Source organism: Flavobacterium anhuiense (assembly GCF_900101855.1).
In the GTDB taxonomy this organism is placed as follows: Bacteria; Bacteroidota; Bacteroidia; order Flavobacteriales; family Flavobacteriaceae; genus Flavobacterium; species Flavobacterium anhuiense.
Genome location: NZ_FMVC01000005.1, coordinates 1 through 20,308, shown reverse-complemented (window position 1 = coordinate 20,308; position 20,308 = coordinate 1). Strand labels below are relative to the sequence as shown.

General features: G+C 38.5%; 15 protein-coding genes. 10 read left to right on the top strand and 5 right to left on the bottom strand.

The features are described from left to right. Positions 1-79: 79 nt before the first annotated feature. Genes BLP44_RS13975 through BLP44_RS13965 form a run of 3 tightly spaced genes read left to right on the top strand, consistent with a single transcriptional unit; the run spans position 80 to position 7,166 of the window. Positions 80-3,103 carry a SusC/RagA family TonB-linked outer membrane protein gene (locus BLP44_RS13975; RefSeq protein WP_091133784.1) on the top strand — a complete coding sequence of 1,008 codons (3,024 nt, stop codon included), beginning with the start codon at positions 80-82 and terminating at the stop codon, positions 3,101-3,103. Positions 3,104-3,113: 10 nt separating this feature from the next. Beyond that, on the top strand, positions 3,114-4,496 hold the full coding sequence (locus tag BLP44_RS13970; protein WP_091133782.1) for a RagB/SusD family nutrient uptake outer membrane protein: 1,383 nt from the start codon (positions 3,114-3,116) through the stop codon (positions 4,494-4,496). 12 nt (positions 4,497-4,508) lie between these two features. Next, a complete protein-coding gene (locus BLP44_RS13965; protein ID WP_091133780.1) occupies positions 4,509-7,166 on the top strand; it encodes a prolyl oligopeptidase family serine peptidase in 2,658 nt (885 codons plus the stop codon). A gap of 58 nt (positions 7,167-7,224) precedes the next feature. Here BLP44_RS13965 and BLP44_RS13960 read toward each other — a convergent pair whose 3' ends face one another. The 5 genes from BLP44_RS13960 to BLP44_RS13940 all read right to left on the bottom strand — a co-directional run bounded on the left by BLP44_RS13960 (position 7,225) and on the right by BLP44_RS13940 (position 11,328). Beyond that, complete coding sequence (locus tag BLP44_RS13960) at positions 7,225-7,500, bottom strand: DUF6520 family protein (protein ID WP_139159203.1); 276 nt, start codon at positions 7,498-7,500, stop codon at positions 7,225-7,227. Positions 7,501-7,624: 124 nt separating this feature from the next. Further along, positions 7,625-7,894 carry a DUF6520 family protein gene (locus BLP44_RS13955; RefSeq protein WP_091133775.1) on the bottom strand — a complete coding sequence of 90 codons (270 nt, stop codon included), beginning with the start codon at positions 7,892-7,894 and terminating at the stop codon, positions 7,625-7,627. A gap of 87 nt (positions 7,895-7,981) precedes the next feature. Further along, the gene (locus BLP44_RS13950) at positions 7,982-9,514 is read right to left on the bottom strand and encodes a MauE/DoxX family redox-associated membrane protein (protein WP_091133773.1); all 1,533 of its coding nucleotides are present in this window, start codon (positions 9,512-9,514) and stop codon (positions 7,982-7,984) included. Between the two features lie 299 nt (positions 9,515-9,813). Beyond that, the gene (locus BLP44_RS13945; RefSeq protein WP_091133771.1) at positions 9,814-10,875 is read right to left on the bottom strand and encodes a DUF932 domain-containing protein; all 1,062 of its coding nucleotides are present in this window, start codon (positions 10,873-10,875) and stop codon (positions 9,814-9,816) included. Between the two features lie 30 nt (positions 10,876-10,905). Next, positions 10,906-11,328: a single-stranded DNA-binding protein gene (locus BLP44_RS13940; RefSeq protein WP_091133769.1), complete on the bottom strand. Its 423-nt coding sequence runs from the start codon at positions 11,326-11,328 to the stop codon at positions 10,906-10,908. 540 nt (positions 11,329-11,868) lie between these two features. On the opposite strand from BLP44_RS13940, the gene BLP44_RS13935 reads away from it, so the two are divergent. The 7 genes from BLP44_RS13935 to BLP44_RS13905 all read left to right on the top strand — a co-directional run bounded on the left by BLP44_RS13935 (position 11,869) and on the right by BLP44_RS13905 (position 19,955). Then, entirely contained in the window at positions 11,869-12,261 is a 393-nt protein-coding gene (locus BLP44_RS13935) for a plasmid mobilization protein (protein WP_091133766.1), read from the top strand. Continuing rightward, positions 12,249-13,493 (top strand): relaxase/mobilization nuclease domain-containing protein, encoded by a 1,245-nt coding sequence (locus BLP44_RS13930; RefSeq protein WP_091133764.1) that lies wholly within the window; start codon positions 12,249-12,251, stop codon positions 13,491-13,493. The genes BLP44_RS13935 and BLP44_RS13930 overlap by 13 nt, the downstream gene beginning before the upstream one ends. Before the next feature lie 196 nt (positions 13,494-13,689). Then, the gene (locus BLP44_RS13925; RefSeq protein ID WP_091133762.1) at positions 13,690-15,690 is read left to right on the top strand and encodes a synaptonemal complex protein 1; all 2,001 of its coding nucleotides are present in this window, start codon (positions 13,690-13,692) and stop codon (positions 15,688-15,690) included. 178 nt (positions 15,691-15,868) lie between these two features. Continuing rightward, complete coding sequence (locus BLP44_RS13920) at positions 15,869-17,047, top strand: ATP-binding protein (protein WP_091133760.1); 1,179 nt, start codon at positions 15,869-15,871, stop codon at positions 17,045-17,047. A gap of 201 nt (positions 17,048-17,248) precedes the next feature. Beyond that, entirely contained in the window at positions 17,249-17,464 is a 216-nt protein-coding gene (locus BLP44_RS13915) for a hypothetical protein (RefSeq protein WP_091133758.1), read from the top strand. A 6-nt stretch (positions 17,465-17,470) separates the two neighbouring features. Continuing rightward, positions 17,471-18,607, top strand: coding sequence for a hypothetical protein (locus BLP44_RS13910; protein WP_091133756.1), 1,137 nt, complete (start codon positions 17,471-17,473; stop codon positions 18,605-18,607). Between the two features lie 349 nt (positions 18,608-18,956). Then, entirely contained in the window at positions 18,957-19,955 is a 999-nt protein-coding gene (locus tag BLP44_RS13905) for a hypothetical protein (protein WP_091133754.1), read from the top strand. The last annotated feature ends 353 nt before the right edge of the window (positions 19,956-20,308 follow it).

The window sequence follows — 20,308 nt, the reverse complement described above, 5'->3', positions numbered from 1 at the left end:
TAACCCTCTGCTTCAGCGACCAAACTTCAACAGAGGGTTCTAGTCAGTCAAATCCTTTTAACTAACCAATCCCAATATTATGAATAATATTTCATTTTACAAGGATGGAAGAGCTCTTTATTGCCTAATTTTTACAGGCATTCTGCTATCTTTCTCATCCACTTTCGCATCAAATCCTACACGCCTTTTCAAGTCTATCTTTCAACAGCATAAAGTGCAGGGGAATGTCACAGACGGCACTAATCCGCTTTCAGGAGTCACCATTGCTGTAAAAAACAAATCCAATGTTACGGTAATTACAGATTATAATGGACAGTTCGAAATCACATGCGCTCCTTATGATACCTTAACTGTTTCCTATTTGGGTTTCAAAACCGCTTTTATAGCGGTTCAGGGGCGCACTAAAATAGCAGTCAAGCTTCAATACGATACTACAACACTTCAGGAAGTCAAAATAAATGCGGGATACTATTCCGTTAAAGAAAGCGAGCGGACGGGAAGCATAGCCCGAATCTCATCCAAAGAAATAGAGATCCAGCCCGTGACCAATGTTCTGGCAACCATGCAGGGAAGAATGGCCGGAGTAAATGTTGTCCAAACCACAGGTGCGCCCGGCGGAGGTTTCGACATCAAAATCAGGGGACAGAACAGTCTCCGGAGCGATGCCAATATGCCTCTCTATATTATTGACGGAGTGCCCTTTTCTTCGGATCCAATAGGACATTTCCAAACCTCAAGCCCTTTCCCTACTGTTTCAAGCCCATTAAACAGCATTAACCCCGATTCAATAGAAAGCATTGAAGTTCTTAAGGATGCAGATGCCACGTCAATCTACGGATCTCGGGGCGCAAATGGGGTTGTTCTCATCACCACTAAAAAAGGGAAAAAAGGAAAAACTTCCTTCTCTGTCAACAGTTCAACAGGAGCCGGAAAAATAACCAAATTTCCAGACCTCATGAATACAGAACAGTACCTTGCCATGAGAAGGCAGGCCTTTATAAATGATGGCCTTGCGCAATACAATGACTGGGATTATGACATCAATGGAACTTGGGACCAGAACAGATACACCAACTGGCAGAAGGAGCTTCTCGGCGGCACTGCGCAGATCAATGATCTGCAGGGAACCATATCGGGAGGATCAGAACAGACGCAGTTTCTGCTCAGCGGCAACTACCATCAGGAAACAACGGTTTATCCGGGAGACTTTCGCTATAAAAAAGGCGGAATGCAGCTCAATTTGAACCATATTTCTGCAGACGGCAAGTTCCGCATCACGTTCTCAGGCGGCTACAATAGCCAGAATAATAATCTGCCTGCCTATGATCTGAGCTTTGATGCAAGATATCTTCCTCCCAATGCGCCTGCTCTTTACAATCCTGATGGAAGCCTGAACTGGGAAAACGGCACATGGGAGAATCCGCTTCGGAATCTCAATGCGCAATTCCGTTCCCAAACCAGCGGTCTGATAGCCAATACCGTGCTTTCATACGAGATTGCAAAGGATCTCACCATAAAAAGCAGCTTTGGCTTTACTGATCTGAAGAGTTCCGAAACAAGAACCCAGCCTTCCACAATTTACAATCCTGCCTATAATATCACAAGTGCGCGCTCTGCCATATACCTCTATGGCACGGACCGCTCATCATGGATTATCGAGCCGCAGCTAAACTACAGCAGAGCCATTGCAAAGGGAAAACTCGATGCGCTCATTGGAGGCACTTTCCAGAGCCAGACAAACGATATTCTATATCAGACCGCAAACGGATTCAGCTCTAATAGCCTAATCTACAATCTTGCTGCGGCCAAAAACATCACCATATATAGCAACGATCAGACCCAGTATAAGTATCAGGCCTTTTTTGCCCGAATCAACTACAATTGGCAGCAACGGTATATTCTCAATCTGACAGGACGACGGGACGGCTCAAGCAGATTCGGGCCCGGCAACCAATTCGCAGTCTTTGGAGCTGCGGGCGGCGCATGGATTTTCTCACATGAGAATTTCCTAGCGGACAGCTCTTGGCTGAGTTTTGGAAAAATCCGTTCGAGCTACGGCACAACTGGGAATGACCAGATCGGCGATTATCAGTTTCTAAACACCTATACCACATCTGGAATAAATTATGGAGGAATGACGGGACTCCAGCCCTCTAGGCTCTACAATCCGAATTTTGGATGGGAAATCAACAGAAAACTGGAATTTGCCCTTGAGCTTGGCTTTCTGCAGGACAGGATTTTCACTACAGCTTCCTGGTACCGCAACCGATCCTCAAACCAGCTGGTCGGACTTCCCCTTCCCGGTACGACAGGCTTTCCCTCACTGCAAGCCAATCTGGATGCAGAAGTGGAGAACAGAGGGCTCGAACTTACCCTTAGAACTATTAATTTTAACGGTTCAAAGTTTAAATGGTCCACCAGTGCAAACATCTCTTTTGCCCAAAACACTTTGCTGCGCTTCCCTAATCTGGAAAGTTCGACCTACAGCCAGAAGTACCGCATAGGCCAGCCATTAAACATCCAGCTGCTTTATAAATACAAAGGCGTGGATCCCCAAACAGGCATCTATCAGTTTGAGGACCTGAATAAAGACGGCATCATCTCCTTTCCCGATGACAGGCAGACTGCAGTGGATCTCAACCCTGAATTTTATGGCGGTCTGCAGAACCAGCTCAGCTATAAAAAATGGAATCTAGATTTCCTTTTCCAGTTTGTAAAACAGAAAAGCAGAACCTATCCGATGGGGCCTGCCGGAATGATGTCAAACCAGCTGCAGCGCATGAACCAGACATGGACGCAGTCCGACAATATCGCTCCGTACCAGATTGCAACCACAGGATATAACTATGAAGCTGTGATGGGAGATTACTACTATACGTTCAGTGACGGAACGGTGGCTGATGGGTCTTATATCCGCCTTAAAAACATAGCCCTATCATTTGACCTGCCCTTAGGGCTTCAGGAGACGGGCTGCAAAATCATGCTTCAGGGGCAGAATCTGCTTACAATGACCAAATTCAAAGACGGCGATCCTGAATTTGGAGGCGCAGGCTTTCTTCCGCCCCTTAAAATAATCAGTGCGGGCATACAACTAACATTTTAACTATCCGAAGATGAAAAATACAATTATAACACTATTTGCAGCCGCCGCTCTTCTGCTTCAGCTGTCTTCATGCGACTCTTTTGTCGAAACCGATCTTCCAAAATCACAGCTTACCAATAAGGATGTGTTCGAAGATTATGCCACTGCTTCGGCTGCATTAGCCGATATTTATGCTAAAATTCGAGATAAGGGAATGCTTACCGGCGCCTATACCGGCCTATCTCTCCAGCTCGGAAATTACGCAGACGAAACGGTGTCTTATGAAAATGCCTCCAGTTCAGGCGCCGCCTTCTACAACAATAGGTTGCTGCCTTCCACCACGGCACTGCAGGATTATTGGAATGCATCCTACAACCAGATCTATGCCGCAAATGCGCTCATAGAGGGAGTGGAGAAAAGCCAGAATCTTTCCGCTGAGAATAAAAAACAGCTTAAAGGGGAAGCTTTGTTTATTAGGGCGCTAGTGCACTTTTATCTCACGAATCTTTTTGGCTCCATCCCTTACATAACCGGCACAGACTATAGAAAAAACAGCAAGGCGTCGCGCGTGGACATTCAGAAGGCATATGAATATGCAATTGCAGACCTCAGCAGCGCTGCAGAGATGCTTCCCGCTCTTTACAGTCCGGCTGACAGGATACGCGCCAATAAATGGGTGTGCCGAGCCCTGCTATCAAGAGTGTATCTGTATAACCGCCAATTTGCGGAAGCTTCAAATGAAGCATCTGCCCTTCTCAATGAAAACAGCCTATTTTCATTGGAACAGAATATTGACCGCACTTTTCTGCTAAACTCCAAAGAAACCATCTGGCAGCTGCAGTCAGCATTTGCAGGCCAGAATACGCAGGAAGGCGTTGCCTTTATTTTTATCAGCACTCCTCCTTCGGTAGCTTCCCTAAGCCCAGAGCTCTTCCAATCCTTTGCTGCGGATGACCTTCGCAAGTCGCATTGGATCAAATCCCTCTCAAGCGGCTCCTTTGTCTGGCACCATGCATTCAAATACAAGGAAAGGGACAATACGGCGCAGTCAAAGGAATATTCCGTTATCTTCAGACTGGCCGAACAATACCTTATCCGCTCGGAAGCAAGGGCCCTCCAAGGCGATCTAATCGGCGCTAAAGAAGATTTAGACAAAGTCAGGCTGCGTGCCGGACTTGATAAAACCGAAGCGGTAACCGCTGATGAAATCATAAATGCCGTACTGCAGGAGAGAAGATGGGAGCTTTTCACAGAGCAGGGCCACCGTTTTTTCGACCTCAAACGTCTAGGCGGACTTGACAATGCCCTATCGCCAGTGAAGCCCGGATGGAACACTGAAGACAGGCTCTTCCCGATACCTGAAGCTGAACTGAGCACCAATCCAAATCTTCAGCCGCAGAATCCTGGCTATTAATGCAAAAACGCTATGCCTATACAATATTTCCGTTCTGCATATATCGGAACGCCATTTAAGAATTTACCTTTATTTTTAGTTTTTTTATTTGTTTTGCAATTGGAAACCTGTCCCCTATGGGGGCAGGGATTGCAGAAAAAAGAGCTACAGGAGAAAGATTACAGTCTCTGGGCAGAAACCTCCCTTGACCGGTTTTCAGCTGATGGCCATTGGGCGAGCTATTCGGTGCGTTATGAGATTGGTGCCGATACCCTATTTATCAGAAGCACAACTGACAGCACTAAAACCTACTGCATTCCGGCAGCATACAACTCCCTCTTTACCGTCAATCAGTTCTTTTACGCACAGAGCGGAAACAGCCTTCATTCCATAGACCTAAAAAACGGACAGCACGACTCTATACCAGATGTGCTTTCGTATGAATATGCTGAAGCTTATAATCTGATCATTATGCTAAAAAGAGATGCCGAAAAGCAGCAGTCGCTTTTGATCCGGACACCACGCGCAAACACTGTAAAACCACTAGCCCATGCGGCACAATACTCGCTCAATCCCCAAAAGGACCATCTGCTCTTTACAACCACCAGCAATGGCAGACATACCCTTAGCCTTATGAATCTGCGAAAAATGGCCGAAAAACAGATCGCTTCAGGCCCAGACCGATACACTGACTTTTCCTGGAGCAGAGACGGCAGAGCAGCCGCATTTTTTTCCGTATCTGACGATAAAAAGATAAAATCGCTGTTCTTCTACAGAACAGATCAGAAAAAACTCTTTGAATATAATGCCCACTCCGAAGGATTCCTTGAAAAAACGGCAATGGCAACTTCTCCTCCCGATAAAATCTTAATTTCAGAAGATCTCAAGCGCGTGTTTTTCCATATCAGAAAAGAACAGGCCGATGCGCTTTCCCAATCCGCCTTGGAGCCTGAAATCTGGAATGCAAACGACAAGCTGGTGCACTCCTACAGAAATATTGCAGGCAAGCCTGCTGAAATGCTTAAGGTAATGGTATGGAATCCCGAGCAGGGAAAATCTGAAATGGTCAGCACAGAAGATCTCCCGTCAGTATTTTTTAACGGAAATCACAAGTACGCTATACTTTCCGATCCGCTCCAATACGAACCCCAATTCCATCTGGAAGCCCCACGCGACTATTATCTTCTAGATCTTGCCACCATGAAGAAAAAGCAGATACTCGCAAAGGCCTCTTCCTTCTATGAATATTTGACGGCATCTCCAGACGGACGCTATCTGGTTTATTTCAAAGACGGCAGCTGGCGGACTTACGATATAGAAAAAGACCGGCATGCCGACATCACCCGCGGCCTTAAAACGGCTTTTGCGGGAAAAGTGAACAGCCTGGTTTCTATCAGCGCATTTGGCAATCCCGGCTGGAGCAGCGACAATGCCGAACTGCTGCTATACGACCAGTACGATATCTGGGCGGTAAAACCGGATGGCTCTTCGGCAAGGAGGCTTACCCATGGACGCGAAAAAGAAATCGTCTACCGAATTGGCGGCAATCCCGGCATCTCTCCGCTAGTCTTTGAATATGGGAGCCTGAAGCCGGCAGCATACGATCTCACTAAAGAAGTGATTTTAAATGGAAGAGGCGCAGATGAAAAAACAGGCTTTTTTATATGGAAGCAGAATAAAGGGGAAACGCCAATAGCTTATGAAGATGCATACGCCGACCAGCTGCATTATTCGCCCTCAGCGAAAAAGTTTCTATACTGCAGGCAGCGCTTTGATCTTCCGCCCCAGATTGTCCTTCATGAAAAAAACAGGAAAGACAAAATCATTTTCCAGAGCAACCCCCAGCAGGAACAGTACTATTGGGGAAAAAGCGAACTTATACATTTTGAGAATTCAAAACGCCAGAAGCTTAAAGGCGTTTTGTACTACCCTGCCCACTATAATCCAAAAAGGAAATATCCCATGATTGTCCATATCTATGAAATCCAGTCAAGAAAACTGCATCAATACCATATGCCTTCACTGCACAATGAAACCGGATTCAATCCTGCGGTATTCACCTCTAAGGGATATTTTGTTTTCCTTCCCGATATCCTGCTGGAGGAAGAAAATATGGGCCCTTCCGCATTAGACTGCACTGAATCTGGAATCAAAAAAATACTCTCCATGGATATTGCAGATCCCGATTCCATAGCTCTGATGGGACATTCTTTCGGAGGCTATGAAACCGCCTTCATTGCAAACCAGTCCCAGCTCTTTAAAACGGCCATTGCAAGCGGAGCCATTACAGACCTGAGCCGCTTCTATCTGACCATAAACTGGAGGACAGGCAGGCCTGACATTTGGCGCTTCCACGGAGTGCAATGGAATATGAATGGCAAGGATCCTTTTAATAACTCTGAAGATTATAAGCGAAACTCCCCGATCTCTTACATAACTGATCTAAAGATTCCCCTTCTGACATGGAGCGGTAAGGCGGACACGCAGGTGGATTGGCAGCAGAGTGTGGAATACCATTTGGCACTGCGCCGTCTGGGCAAAAAAAATGTGATGCTGCTCTACCCTAATGAGCGCCATGGGCTGGCAGACCATTCCCATCAGGAAGATCTGACGCGCAGAGTGCTGCAATGGTTCGGCTATTTCCTAAAAGAGGAAAGAGATGCCGATTGGATCAGCGCTGCAATGGACTGACTCCCTGCAGCAATAAAAAAGCCGTTCAATCAGAACGGCTTTGCTTTCTTAGGGCTCACTAAAAAGGTCGCCAAAGCGTTTCCACGCATCTGCCCTGCGGATTCTTGCCATAGGCAATTGGGCCGCTTGATCCGCCCAATCTGCAGATAAAAGCGCTGGGAGTGTCATTGCAGGCAACGGCAATGCTGCATTCGCCCTGCGCATCTAAAGTGTACCCTACAGCCGGAGCTCGGCGGTTTTCACTATTCCGATGCGCCGAACAGGCAAAAGCGCCCGTTACGGCAAGCACTACGGCTAAAAGCGGCAGACGTTTTTTTAAAATAATCCTCTTCATAATTTTATCTTTTTTAATTGCGGCATGCAAAATGATGCCGCTGTTTCCAATTAAAAATTCAGATGGTCTTATTTGCAATACCGCTCCGGAAATCCGGAACGGTAGAGCGCCTAACTAAAGGCTGTTACTGCGGGCGCCAAAGCGATTCGACGCACTGCCCCTGAGGATTCTTGCCGTATGCAATCGGTCCCGAGGTGCCTACACGGCAGATAAACAGTGACGGATTGTCGTCACAGGCCACCGCCATATTACACTCGCCCTGGGCATTCAGCGTAAAGCCGACTCTAGGGGCAAAACTCTTTGAAGCATTCTGTGACGAAGTCGCAAAAGCTCCCGTAATTGCTGCAACAACTGCTGCTGCCGCAATTCCATTTTTAAAAAATAGCGTTTTCATAATATAAATATTAGATTAAACTCTGATCTACTTTTTTCTACAGGTTTTCGATCTGTTTCCTGATACTGGCCGGTATATCTTAAAATGTCAGTTCTGCACAAAACCGCCATTTCTAAATTCTTTTTTCAATATGTCCCTAAATCTATAGGCCACAAGACTGTTTCCGATCAGCGCAAAGAAGCGGTCCTTTGTGACGAAAAAGCTGCCCATCTTATGGTCCTGCAGATTATAAATCGGAAAGCTCATCAGATACATGCTTTTTGACATGTCATAAACATCTATTACAGAAGCCTGCTCCCAGAGCTTGCTGTCCTCGAACTTCCCCTTGATCTTTGAATTGATAAAGAGCAGATTCCCGCAGACTGCAGCATTGGCATTTACAATCAGCGGTGGCGCATTCATCGTCCGCTCTTTTTTCCCTTTGAGGTAGGCTACTTTTATCTTTGCTTTTGAAACGGTGTCAATGGTGTTGCCTCTTCTGATGAGCTCTCCGTTTTTAGCGGCTATGATAAATTCGTTTCTGTAAAAATAAACATATACCAGCCTCTGCAGCTGCTCGCTGTAAAGCAGCATCCCGTCGGTATCAAATACCCCATCAATCTGCTTTTGGAGAAGCTCGCCGCTATACTTGACAGGCGGTCTGGCGTTCTCGCTGAAAACGCCTAAAATATGCGCCAGATTCTTCCCGTCATTGGATCTGAATCCGGCCGCAATGCTGTCCATATGCACCAGCTGCGTAAAGTAAGGCATCCCTTTTATCTGATGGTTAATTTTCCAGTCTGAAGTATTTCCCCTGAAAATCGCAGGCACGGTGCCGTCTTTTAGGAAGAAAAAAGATTCCTGCACAGACACTATAGGCTTTTGGAAAGGAATCCCTTTAGCATCAAAAGTGATTTTCTCCGCTTTCAAGCTTAGCAGACGCCCATCTGCCGATTTTAGATGCAGGGGCGCGGTATAATTTCCCAGATAAATCCGTCCGTGCGACTGCCCTGCAAAGTAGTAGGAATTGTATTTTAAGTCCAGCTGGCTCTCAAACATAGCAGGATGCTGGGGATAGCGTCTTATGAAGGGGTTCTCAAAATGCATGATGCTTTCCGAGCATAAAAACAGAATGATTATCATCACTGCGCTGCTTCCGACAGTAAATATCATTTTTAATAGAACTGAAAATGTTTTTTTTCGTGATTTATAGGTCCTGTCTGTATTATGGTTCAACACAATACCCAGCCCTGCCAGCAGAACAAATATCATGTTAAAAATCAGATGGCTTGTCCAGCTCATTTTCTCTAATATTCCTCCGCACGAGCATGGCACAAATGAACTGTAATTTAAAATAATAAAGATATAGACTGTAAAGAGGCTCATTAGGCTGAGCGCCAAAAATAAGGCTGCCATTCTAAATTTTGGAATCATCAATAAAAGAGCAGTTAAAAATTCAAGAGCAAGCACTGAAGGTGCCGCCCATGAAGCAAATGCACTTATTAGCGGGGATTGTCCAAGCTGTATCTGAAAGTTTTCAAAATCAAGCATTTTACTTGACGCTGCATAAACAAAAAGCAGAATATATAAAAGACCGATAACGTCTACTGCGTTTCTTTTTATTTTGTTGTGTGAGATCATAATCTGAAGTTTTATTGCTGCTAGTGACTAACAGAATTAAATATATCTTCAAAATTACATCGTACTTTTCCCACAACAGTTGTAAAAAACAGGCTTCTATTTTGGAAAAACAAATAAGCACTGTTTTCTAAATAGCTGTAGAGCTAAATAAACCAAGGTTGCTAGTCATAACAAAAACTGAAAAATTAACTATAATAACTTTCTAAAATAAAACGCGCTGCAAATCTGCGATTTGCAGCGCAACCGGCATAAGGATACAGGCTGTTCATAACCGCCTGTATCCACAATCTGAAAAAGCCTTAATTCTGCACTATATAGGAGCTAAACCTTTTAACAGCAAAGTCAAGGCATAAGTTAAATGCTGCCTGACCGCGAAGCTGCGCCGTTCCTCCCATTAAAATGGAAGAAAGTTTTGCCTCATCGTCCTTATATTTTCTAACATTCTGAAAATAGCCCGTCACGGCATTGTAGGCGCCAAATACTGTCCCTTTAGTAGTGGCTGTCTGTTGGGTAGGATGAGCCATCGCATATTCGTACGCATTATCCACCATGTTATTGAAACAGGCAGAGAGCTCTTCTTTGCGTCCTTCCTGCAGCTTTTTAAGCACTTCCCTACTGGGAGCCATAGCATGCTGGATCAGTTTTTTAACCTCTTTATCGGATATGCGCGCCTTTGTCCAATAATTGAAAACTGCCTCCAGACTGCTGGACAAGGTGTCCGATATCCCCATAACTTTATGCGCCTGCTCTAAGCGGTCTTTAGCATTTGACGTGTGGCGGATGCGCACCGTATTACTTTTAGACTGCATGGCAGCGTTAAGGGTATTGGCGCATACGATTCGTATCGGCGTAAAAGCTGCCGTAATGCTCCCGCTCCCGTCATGAGAGGTCGTGAGGAAAAGATACTTTTCAATCATATCATCTTTTCCCACGCGGATGTAGTCAGGAAGCTTTGCCGTAATGAAAATTCGCTCACCATTCCCTAAAGCGCCAGCGGTTTCGTATAAAATCCCGTCACCGCCCACTATGCTGTCAAAAAAAGAAAAGGCATCCCTGTTCTGTACGATATGGTAATCCTTGCCCACCACTCCCAGCACAGTATCGGTGTCAGTCCGCACCGTACTGCAGTAATCTGGAATATCCAGCCTGCCCGCATCTATAAAGTCCTGCGTAACAATTGGAGCAGAAGGCGTAAATAGCCTTCTTTTCTCCACCTCGAAATCCAACCCCGCATGCGCTATCGCCTCGGCGCTTGTCGGATACTCCTCCACTGTCTGCCCGAGATTGTGCCACGGCTTTTCCTTTACGCTGAAAAAGCTGTGTCGTCCTGTATTTTCATTGAAATAAATATGATGTGCCATGATTTCTGACTTTTAAAATTAAATGTCTTTTCAAAATGGCACTTCTTCCAATGCCTTATCTTTCCCATTCTTCAAAGCAGTTCTGCCGTTTCCCTTCTGCGCTTTTCCAGCGCTTTCTCCAGCATCCACGTTATTACTGCTTTTTTCTGCAAATGCAGCAAAGCTAATTTTGTCGACATGAAAATCAATGCTCCCGATCGGGTTTCCTTCGCTGTTGATGTACACGTGAATGCCCAGCCTTCCGCTTAAGAGCACGACCGCCCCTTTTTTAACCCACTGGCCCGCCTTCATAGCAATCCAATAGGAGCAGTTAATAAAAGTAGTCACTTCCTTATACTCGGAACTTCCCGAAATCTTATAGCGGTCATTAACCGCTATGGTAAAACTCAAAACCTCTTTCTCTCCCGCTCTTCTTACTGCCGAATCCCTAATAACTCTTCCCGTAATTTCCATAACCTTAAAATTTAATAGTGAATAAATAATTGTCAGCTGGCCAATAATTGATGAATGCTTAATAAAAACTAAATCAATAATACTGCTCCAGCTGCTTCCCTTAACTCCCGCTCCGCCCTTTAAATAAATTTGTTTTCAAAAGAAAAAACGAAAAAAAAGAAAGCACAGATCAAGCACCAGTTAGAGGATGCGGAGTGCTATAAGTCCCGAAGGGCGGATGGAAAGAATGTGGAATCCGTTATGCGCATGCAGCAGACTTGCTGGCGCTATCTTGGCTGCCCTTTTTATCCGTTTCGAATGAAAACGAATCTAAGCTATATCTATTCCGTTTTTAAAATTTGTAAAGTGCCCTAAACCTAATATTATAAAAAGTTACAAGAATATACATAATCAAAATACTAAAAGAAGTTTAAGTCAACCGTAAAGCTAATGGCAAGATGAACGGTTGTTTAACAACCGCCTATCTTGCCACCCATTGCCTCGGAACTCGGCGGTGGAGAATCTTAAAAGCAAAGAGTTTGATAATAATGAAAATGAAAGATGATGAAAAGAGAAAATTCAAACAGAACACGAATCGTGGGACTGCGATTCACTCCTTTGGAGTATGCCGAACTGGAAAAAAGATTCAGAGCAAGCACCTGCCGAAAATTAAGTGAACACATCAGAAAACACTTATTCAACAAACCAATTGTAGCCACTTACAGAAACCAGTCTTTAGACGAACTGATGGAAGAGACAGCTTTGCTTACTTCCGAATTGCGGGCAATCGGCAATAATATTAATCAGATTGCCAGAAAGATAAACACGCTCAAAACAGTTCCCGATTTCAAAGGACACCTTTATCTCTTCGAGATCCAAAGAAAAAGACTTTTTGATAAAATGGAAGAGGTCTCAGGTCACACCCAGAAAATAGCAGAAAAATGGTTGCAGTGATAAAAACAAGCTCGTCCATAAGAGGCATTTTGAATTACAACGAAAATAAAGTTGCGATCGGAAAAGCGGAATGTATAAGTGCTGTGAATTATCCGCTGGAACTGGAAAAACTGAGTTTCACCTCAAAATTAAACCGCTTTCTAAAACTGGCAGAACTCAATACCAATGCGAAGCGAAATACAGTTCATATCTCGCTAAACTTTGATCCTTCGGAGAATCATTCGAAAGAAAAACTGGCTGAAATTGCAGACACTTATATGGAAAAACTGGGATTCGGCAGACAGCCTTATTTGGTATACCAGCATTATGATGCAGGGCATCCGCACTGCCATATCGTGACAAACAACATTCAGAGAGACGGGAAAAGAATCGATTTACATTTGTTAGGTATTAGAAAATCAGAACCTGCCCGAAAAGAAATTGAAGAAATCTTCGGGCTTGTAAAAGCCGAAGGAAGAAAACACGAAGAACAATTTTCGTTAAATCCGATAGATGTCGGCAGAGTCCAATACGGAAAAGCAGAGTCCAGAAAGGCGATCAATTCAGTTTTAAACAAGGTTTTATTTGACTATAAATATTCAAGCCTGCCTGAACTCAATGCGGTTTTAAACCTCTACAATGTGCATGCTGACAGAGGAAGCGAGGAATCGAGAGTTTTTAAAAACAACGGACTGCTTTACAAGATACTTGACCAGAATTCGAAACCGATAGGCGTGCCGATAAAAGCCAGCGAATTCTACAGCAGACCTACCTTAAAATTTCTGGAGGAAAAATTCAGGGTAAATGAATCAAAAAAGCAATACTGTAAAAGCCGTGTAAAAAATGCTTTGAGACAAGCTTTTTTTGATAAAAGAATAACTTCTGTCGAGAGATTATGTAAAAGGCTCAAAGATGAATCCATTCATACTATTTTAAGAAAAAGCAGTGAGGGAAAGCTTTACGGAATTACTTTTATCGACTTTAAAACACAGTCAGTTGTCAATGGAAGCAGTCTCGGAAAGGAATTCAGTGCAAAAGGGATTCAAGAAAGTTGCGCCTTGAACATTCTTGCGCTTGAAAGAAAGCATCAAAACTCAATTTCAGCGAATTTAGAGAACTTTCAAGATCTTGAATTAAGAGTACATGTAAAAGAAAATCTTGCTGATATACTGCTACGTGGAGAAAAAGTAAATAACTCAGTATCAAAAGAGTTTAAGCAAAAAAAGAAAAGAAGAATTTATAAGAATATTTAATTTTTTTTAGATTGTAGAAATATAATCTAAACTTTGTTCACAATTCTTGTTTATAATTCCAGTTACTACTTTAGTGAAACAATTGTTTTTTTATCATATTTTCGTTAATTTAAGAATACTTATCCTCTTAAATCAAAACAGAGAGGATAAACTCGGTATTTTTGATCTAATATAGCGTAACTACCAATCTCACTAAATGAAAAATAAAAACAAAGCAATCACATACAGTTTACTTTCACATATTAGAAATAATGGCTCTTTAGTAAAAGGACCAATTAATATTTTCATACCATTAGTAAAAAAAGCCATATCAAATTTAAATAGTAAAGGTGTTTGTAAGGGAGCTAATATTAGCGAAATAAAAATTGAAGCAGACCTATTGTATTCATTAGATTTCCCTATTCCAGTACTAAGAACAATATTATTTGAAATAAGTAAGGAGGTAAATACGGCAGAAAAAACAGATTTCGTAGTCCATAAAGATGATAGTTTCGTTATTAATTCTTACGTTTTTGAAGATTTTGATTATGTCTTTACAGCTAAGCAAGAGGAAGTTGAAAGAATAGAAAAACTTTACATCCAATTTCTTGAAACAGTTTCAGAAAAAGAAATTCTTCCAGACAACATCTTTAAATTTATTGAAAAGAATAAATTTAATTTATCAAAATATTTTTCTGATAAAAATGACAAAAATGGAGAGGACTTTACTTATGAAGCCCAATTCATCTCTTTCTTTAAATCAATAGCATCTGTTTACGAAACAATACAAGATATATATCTAGGATCTATAATTTCTTGCTTCATTGAGTATCAACCTGAAATTAGCACAAAAGAAGTTGAATTACTCCTTGATACAAATTTTATTGTAGGTCTTTTGGATTTGAATACACCTGAATCAACACACACATGTAGAACTTTGATAAAAGTAGCTCAAGCTAATAATTACACAATCTCTGTATTGAAAGCTACAATTGAAGAAACTGAAAATCTATTAAAAAATAAAGCTCTTAATTTTGACAAATCTTTTCTACAAAAGAAAATTAATCCTGAAGATGTTTATAATGCATGTGATAGACTGAAGATTACAAAAGCTGATTTAGAACGAATTTCAGACAACATAACAAGGGAGCTTACAAAATTTAAAATTAATATACTACATCATCATGATAAAATTACAAACGAGGCTAAATTTACGACTGAATATGAAGAGTTAAAAAAATTTAGAAATTCTGACATATCAGCCTTACATGATGCAACAGCAATTTTATATGTTAGAAAAAAAAGAGTGAAACCAATAAAGGAATTTGAAAAGGCAAACTGTTGGTTTGTTAACAATTCGAGTTCATATTTTGGCGATTCCCTTAATCTAAAAAATGGCTTTCAGTCCACAACAATTAAAGCCGATGATTTACTTAACATTTTATGGTTAAGTAGTCCATCACTTAACAAACAGTTTGATTCTGATGATTTAGTGAATATCGGATTAACATCTACAATATCTCTAACTTTAAACAAAAATCTACCTAAATCACGAGTATTAAAAGAATTAGATGAAAATCTTTGTAAATACGCACAAGAGGAAATTAGTGATGATGATATTGTTAGAATTGCAAAGAGAATAGCAAATAAGCAGTTAACCGACATTGAAGAATTGAATTCATTAGCTAATACAAATAAAGAGGAGTTTATCAAAAAATTAAATGATGAAGCAGATAAACAAAAAGAAATTGAAATAAAAACAGCTAAAAAATTAGATGCAGTTTTTAAAGCTGTAAAAAATCAAACTGATAAATATCTAAATCTCAGAAAAGAGCTTGAAAAGCAAAACCTGAATAGTGATAAAGAATTAGAAAACACTAAAAAAGCCTTAATATCAACCACTTCAGATTTTGAAAATTATAAAAAAGAAATTTTCGTTAAGAGTGAATTAAAAAAATGGCGTAGAAGAACCATTTTTGAATGTATTATATCAAGTTTAGTATTGATTTTAATCATTGTTTATGTTTTGTTTATAAACGAATGGGATATAGAAAAATCTATTGAATATTATAAAAAAAGTTTTATTCTAAATATCATAATTAGTATTGTTTTATTACTAATAAATTGTTTCTATTTTAAGTCTCTTTATGATAAATATAGGAATCACTCTAATATTGAGAACTATAAAAAAAATATAGAAATTCCAAAAAATCTATAGTAAAGCAATTCATTTCTTTAAAGCTTTATGATTTTTAGTATTAAAAATTTCACTTAATTATATACATGTTATTAATCAACAATTTAATACTGTGTCAAAATTAGAATTAATTAGTAAAATTTATATTTTATCATAAAATCAAATAAAATTAACTAACCAAACACTTAAAATATTTTAGATGGAAGCACTAGCAAAAACTAAAGAAGAAAGACTTAGTATTTTATCAAAAGTTTTTTCTCCATCCTCTCCAATCACAACATCAGATTTCTTTTTTGGAAGAATCGAACAATTATCAAATATTTGTGATGCTATTAATGAAAGGGGACAACACGCTATTTTATTTGGAGAGCGAGGAGTTGGAAAAACTTCTTTAGCAAATAAAATGACAGAATCTTTTACCAATTTATTTCCAGTTATAGTAACATGTAACAGAAAAGATACATTCAATAATATTTGGTTACAAGCTTTAGGTAAAGTACAGCATTCTACAACAACTAAAGGAATAGGATTTAAGCCTTCAGAAATTGAACATTTTATAAACTTAGGCACTTATTTAAATCCTAAATCTGAAAATTTTCAATCTGATATTATTAAAATATTGAATAATTACAAACAATATACTTTTCTATTTATATTTGACGAATTTGATAACATTATTAACGACAAAACTAGAGAGGATTTTGCAGATTTAATTAAATCATTTTCAGATAACATTACAAATTCTACAATAGTTTTAGTTGGTATAGCAGATGATATTGAATCTTTGATAGGTAATCATCAAAGTCTAGAAAGATGTTTAAAACAAGTCAAGATGCCTAGGATGTCGAAAAAAGAATGTGAAGAAATTATCGATAATGGTCTAGCAGCTTTAGATATCAAGATATCAATTAAAGTTAAAGAAAAAATCATTGAATTTGCTTCTGGTTTTCCTCATTATGTACATTTAATGTGCAAATATGGCGCACATGAAATAATTAAAAATAATAAATTTGAATTTTCACAAGTTTATTTAAATATTGCAATAAAAAAAGGGATCGAGAATACTAATGAGCAATTAAAATCATCTTACAGAAAAGCGATTGTTGGAACCCAAAAATGGCAAGATATTATTTTTGCATGTGCCCAATCGCCAATAGACAACTACAATTGTATTAATAAAATGGATATAATTAAAAATTATAATATAATTGCGGGTTCAAATGTATCTGGCGGAACAATTTCTTATAATCTAAAGCAATTTTGTAGTACAGACAGAGGGAATGTTTTAACAAAAATCGGAAGTGGAATAAATACACGTTACAGATTTACAAATCCAATGATGAGAGCTTTTGTTAAGCTCAAATTAAACTCTAATTAAGTAGAAAAAGGTTCTTAAGTGTTGTAAAAATGCACATAATAATTAAAAGATTAGATGATAATTTATTTAAATTGTGTTAAATAACATTTTATATATTCATATATTATGTACATTTATATACATTTGCGCGACAATTAAAAACATACTTTTCAACTATTGGTAATTTTAATTGCTAATTATTTTAATCAAAAACTCTAAGAAATGACAAAGCTAAAACTAAATTGGAAAGAAATACTCTTCCCTGTTCTTGAGGATATTAGAATAATAAATAATGAAGCTGAGACTACAAAGGTTTCTTCTAATAATTGGGCTTTAGCAGAAACAGAAAATAATGCTGTCTACAAAAACGTTTTAAAAACAATTAAAGAAAGTCAATCGAATGACGATAACCAGCATAATATTGTTATAATAAAATAACAATATATGGAGGTTTCTATTGGATTTAGTACTCTTATTTTTATTTTGTTTTTTATAGTTTTTCCTGGCTTTATAGCGAGAAGATTCTATTTTAATGGTGAGTTTTCAAAACAAATTACTAGTAGCATAAGTTCTATTCTTAACTTAATTTATTCTTTTTTCATTGGTATTATCTTATCATTAGGTTTTATTTTGATTATTAATTTTTTTCGAAAAAAAAATGTTGATATTGACCAAATTATAGAAAAGTTTTATTCAAACTTCGTTATAGAGCCATCAGATTTAAGTTCAACAAACAAATTTAAAGGGTTTTCTAGTACTGTTTATAATGGTTTCCTTCCCTATATTGGAGGAGTTTATATTTTCGCAGCAGTTATAGGACTTTTTGCCAGTAAAATGATTTTGTTTTTTGGTGTAGACACAAAATGGAAATTTTTTCGCTATGGCAACAATTGGCATTACTTGTTTTCTGGTAAAATATTAAAATTCAAGCATCATTTCTCTTCAGACTTTAATCATAAACTAAAAGTCAAATATACATATCTCGATATTCTTGTGTCTGAAAAAGGAGAAGAGACAACTTTATATTCTGGTTTTTTTGCTGATTACGATATTTGTGCTAATGACATTAGCAAATTGGAAAGAGTTTATTTGCTAAAAGCTACTCGATACAAAAAAACAGAAGAGGGAGTTATTACAAGAAATATACCCGGCAATCTTTTTACTATCATGGGTGACAGGATTTTAAACATAAATTGTACTTACGTTTGTTTTAGCGAAGACGAAAGCAAATATAAGAGTTTTATAAACAGGCGAAATATATTGATATCTGCTCAGATTCTAACAACAATTTCATTTATTGCAATTGCGATTTGCATATTATTTTCTCTTAGACTAACTGATAATATTTATTTCAATAAAATTTTAACATTTTCGTTTTTTGAAAAAATAATAATATTATTTCTTTTGAACATCTTTATAGGCTTGCTAACTCCTTTTAAAATTGATTCTCAAAATCACAAGATAAACTTTAATGGTTTTGAAAATTACCTTACTAAAATCATTATAATACTTTTATTTTCAGGTTTTTATTTTTATGTATTCCCTTTTATTTCCAACATCATAACAAATTATTTCAATTAAGTTATCTTTACTAGATTCTTTTTACTTGGTTTTCCACATAAAAACATTAAGCAATCGTAGAAAAGCTTGAGTTTTGTCCTATTGAGGCTTTTAATGGGGCTTATTATACATTAGAGATGATATTTAAAATTTAATATCTTCTAAAAGATGGTTCGAATTCTGCCCCGTCAAGGTCGCATAAAAAGTGATAAGCTTGCTAATATTAAGAGCATTACTAATTGTTACATCAACTAGATTTTTTTTAATTTATGATTATCCAAAGTGCTACTAATTTTGATTCATTTCCTTTTTGCTACAAAGTTGTATTATGAAATTCTTAACTTAGCCTCAACGACAAAAACATCTTGGTATGGAATTTAAAGCACGAACACTTAATCAGATTGCAAAAATGATCTGTGGAGATATCAAGGATAATCAAATATCATATTTTACTTATCGAAGTAGTTTTTATTTAACGGAATTTTTTGGAGATGCAGATACCGAATTCGTACATGATGGTTCAACAAGACCCAAATGGGTTGCTGAAGTCCTAAGTGAAATATTAAAAGAACCTTCGAACAGTCATGACATGCCTTCTGAAGCTTTCTGTAGAGTTATCCAAGTGCTCATGGATCAATCTAATTCATTTAACGAAGATAAAAAACGATTAAATGCACTGGAAGAGCTTAATAATGCATTATTTAGAGAAAATTTCGAAGCCTTTTACGGAGAGGATAAAAAATGTTATATTAAACATATTCCGTCACAAAAAATTTTAAAACCTTCTGCAAGTCCACATCGACCATTTAGTACAGCAGAAACCAAAAGACGTGAAATACTTATTAAATATCTGGATGAATGTTCAGAAGATAATTTAATTGAAGAGATATTGTTGCCATTATTTCGACAATTGGGTTTTTATAAAATTTCAGTAGCAGGACATAAGGATAAATCTTTAGAATATGGTAAAGATATTTGGATGAAATTTATTCTTCCAACACAGCATTGGTTATACTTTGGAATACAAGTAAAAAAAGGTAAACTTGATGCTGCAGGAATGACTAAGGGTAGCAATGCAAATATTAGTGAAATTCATAATCAGGTTTTAATGATGCTAGGTCACGAAATTTTTGACCCAGAAATTGGTAAAAAAGTATTAGTGGATCATGCTTTTATAGTTGCTGGCGGTGAAATAACCAAATCAGCTAAGAACTGGCTAGGGGGCAAGTTAGACACTTCAAAACGTAGTCAAATTCTATTCATGGATAGAGATGATATTTTAAATCAATTTATTGTTAATAATCTTCCCCTACCAACATCATCACTTCCTCCAGAAAGTTTTATTGAACCTGATGATTTGCCATTTTAAAAAAAATAAATAGAACATTTTTATTGGAAGTATTGTGACCTTTATGGGATTTGAACCAAAAAATTTAATATTGTTTGATATTTATTTTATTTAAATCATCTGTAAAATGGTTCGAGAATTGTCCCGTTAGGGCTCAGAAGAGTTTCTTGTTTTTTAGTAGCGGGAACAGGACTCGAACCAGTTCTTCCAAATCTTATGAAACTATAAGCAATCGAATAACAATAAAATACATCTGCCGGTAAAATCAACCGCACTCTTTTCCCAACTCCACAATTGCCGGCCAAAATCAAAAAAAAAAAAAAAAAAAAACGTTCTCAAAAACTAACTAACTAACTAACTAACTAACTAACTAA

Bases quoted from the DNA above. Each gene is read 5' to 3' on its own strand.
- BLP44_RS13965 (WP_091133780.1), top strand. From the start codon at position 4,509: ATGCCTATACAATATTTCCGTTCTGCATATATCGGAACGCCATTTAAG.
- BLP44_RS13975 (WP_091133784.1), top strand. From the start codon at position 80: ATGAATAATATTTCATTTTACAAGGATGGAAGAGCTCTTTATTGCCTA.
- BLP44_RS13950 (WP_091133773.1), bottom strand. From the start codon at position 9,514: ATGATCTCACACAACAAAATAAAAAGAAACGCAGTAGACGTTATCGGT.
- BLP44_RS13970 (WP_091133782.1), top strand. From the start codon at position 3,114: ATGAAAAATACAATTATAACACTATTTGCAGCCGCCGCTCTTCTGCTT.
- BLP44_RS13960 (WP_139159203.1), bottom strand. From the start codon at position 7,500: ATGAAGAGGATTATTTTAAAAAAACGTCTGCCGCTTTTAGCCGTAGTG.
- BLP44_RS13940 (WP_091133769.1), bottom strand. From the start codon at position 11,328: ATGGAAATTACGGGAAGAGTTATTAGGGATTCGGCAGTAAGAAGAGCG.
- BLP44_RS13910 (WP_091133756.1), top strand. From the start codon at position 17,471: ATGGAGGTTTCTATTGGATTTAGTACTCTTATTTTTATTTTGTTTTTT.
- BLP44_RS13925 (WP_091133762.1), top strand. From the start codon at position 13,690: ATGAAAAATAAAAACAAAGCAATCACATACAGTTTACTTTCACATATT.
- BLP44_RS13955 (WP_091133775.1), bottom strand. From the start codon at position 7,894: ATGAAAACGCTATTTTTTAAAAATGGAATTGCGGCAGCAGCAGTTGTT.
- BLP44_RS13945 (WP_091133771.1), bottom strand. From the start codon at position 10,875: ATGGCACATCATATTTATTTCAATGAAAATACAGGACGACACAGCTTT.
- BLP44_RS13920 (WP_091133760.1), top strand. From the start codon at position 15,869: ATGGAAGCACTAGCAAAAACTAAAGAAGAAAGACTTAGTATTTTATCA.
- BLP44_RS13930 (WP_091133764.1), top strand. From the start codon at position 12,249: ATGGTTGCAGTGATAAAAACAAGCTCGTCCATAAGAGGCATTTTGAAT.
- BLP44_RS13915 (WP_091133758.1), top strand. From the start codon at position 17,249: ATGACAAAGCTAAAACTAAATTGGAAAGAAATACTCTTCCCTGTTCTT.
- BLP44_RS13935 (WP_091133766.1), top strand. From the start codon at position 11,869: ATGATGAAAAGAGAAAATTCAAACAGAACACGAATCGTGGGACTGCGA.
- BLP44_RS13905 (WP_091133754.1), top strand. From the start codon at position 18,957: ATGGAATTTAAAGCACGAACACTTAATCAGATTGCAAAAATGATCTGT.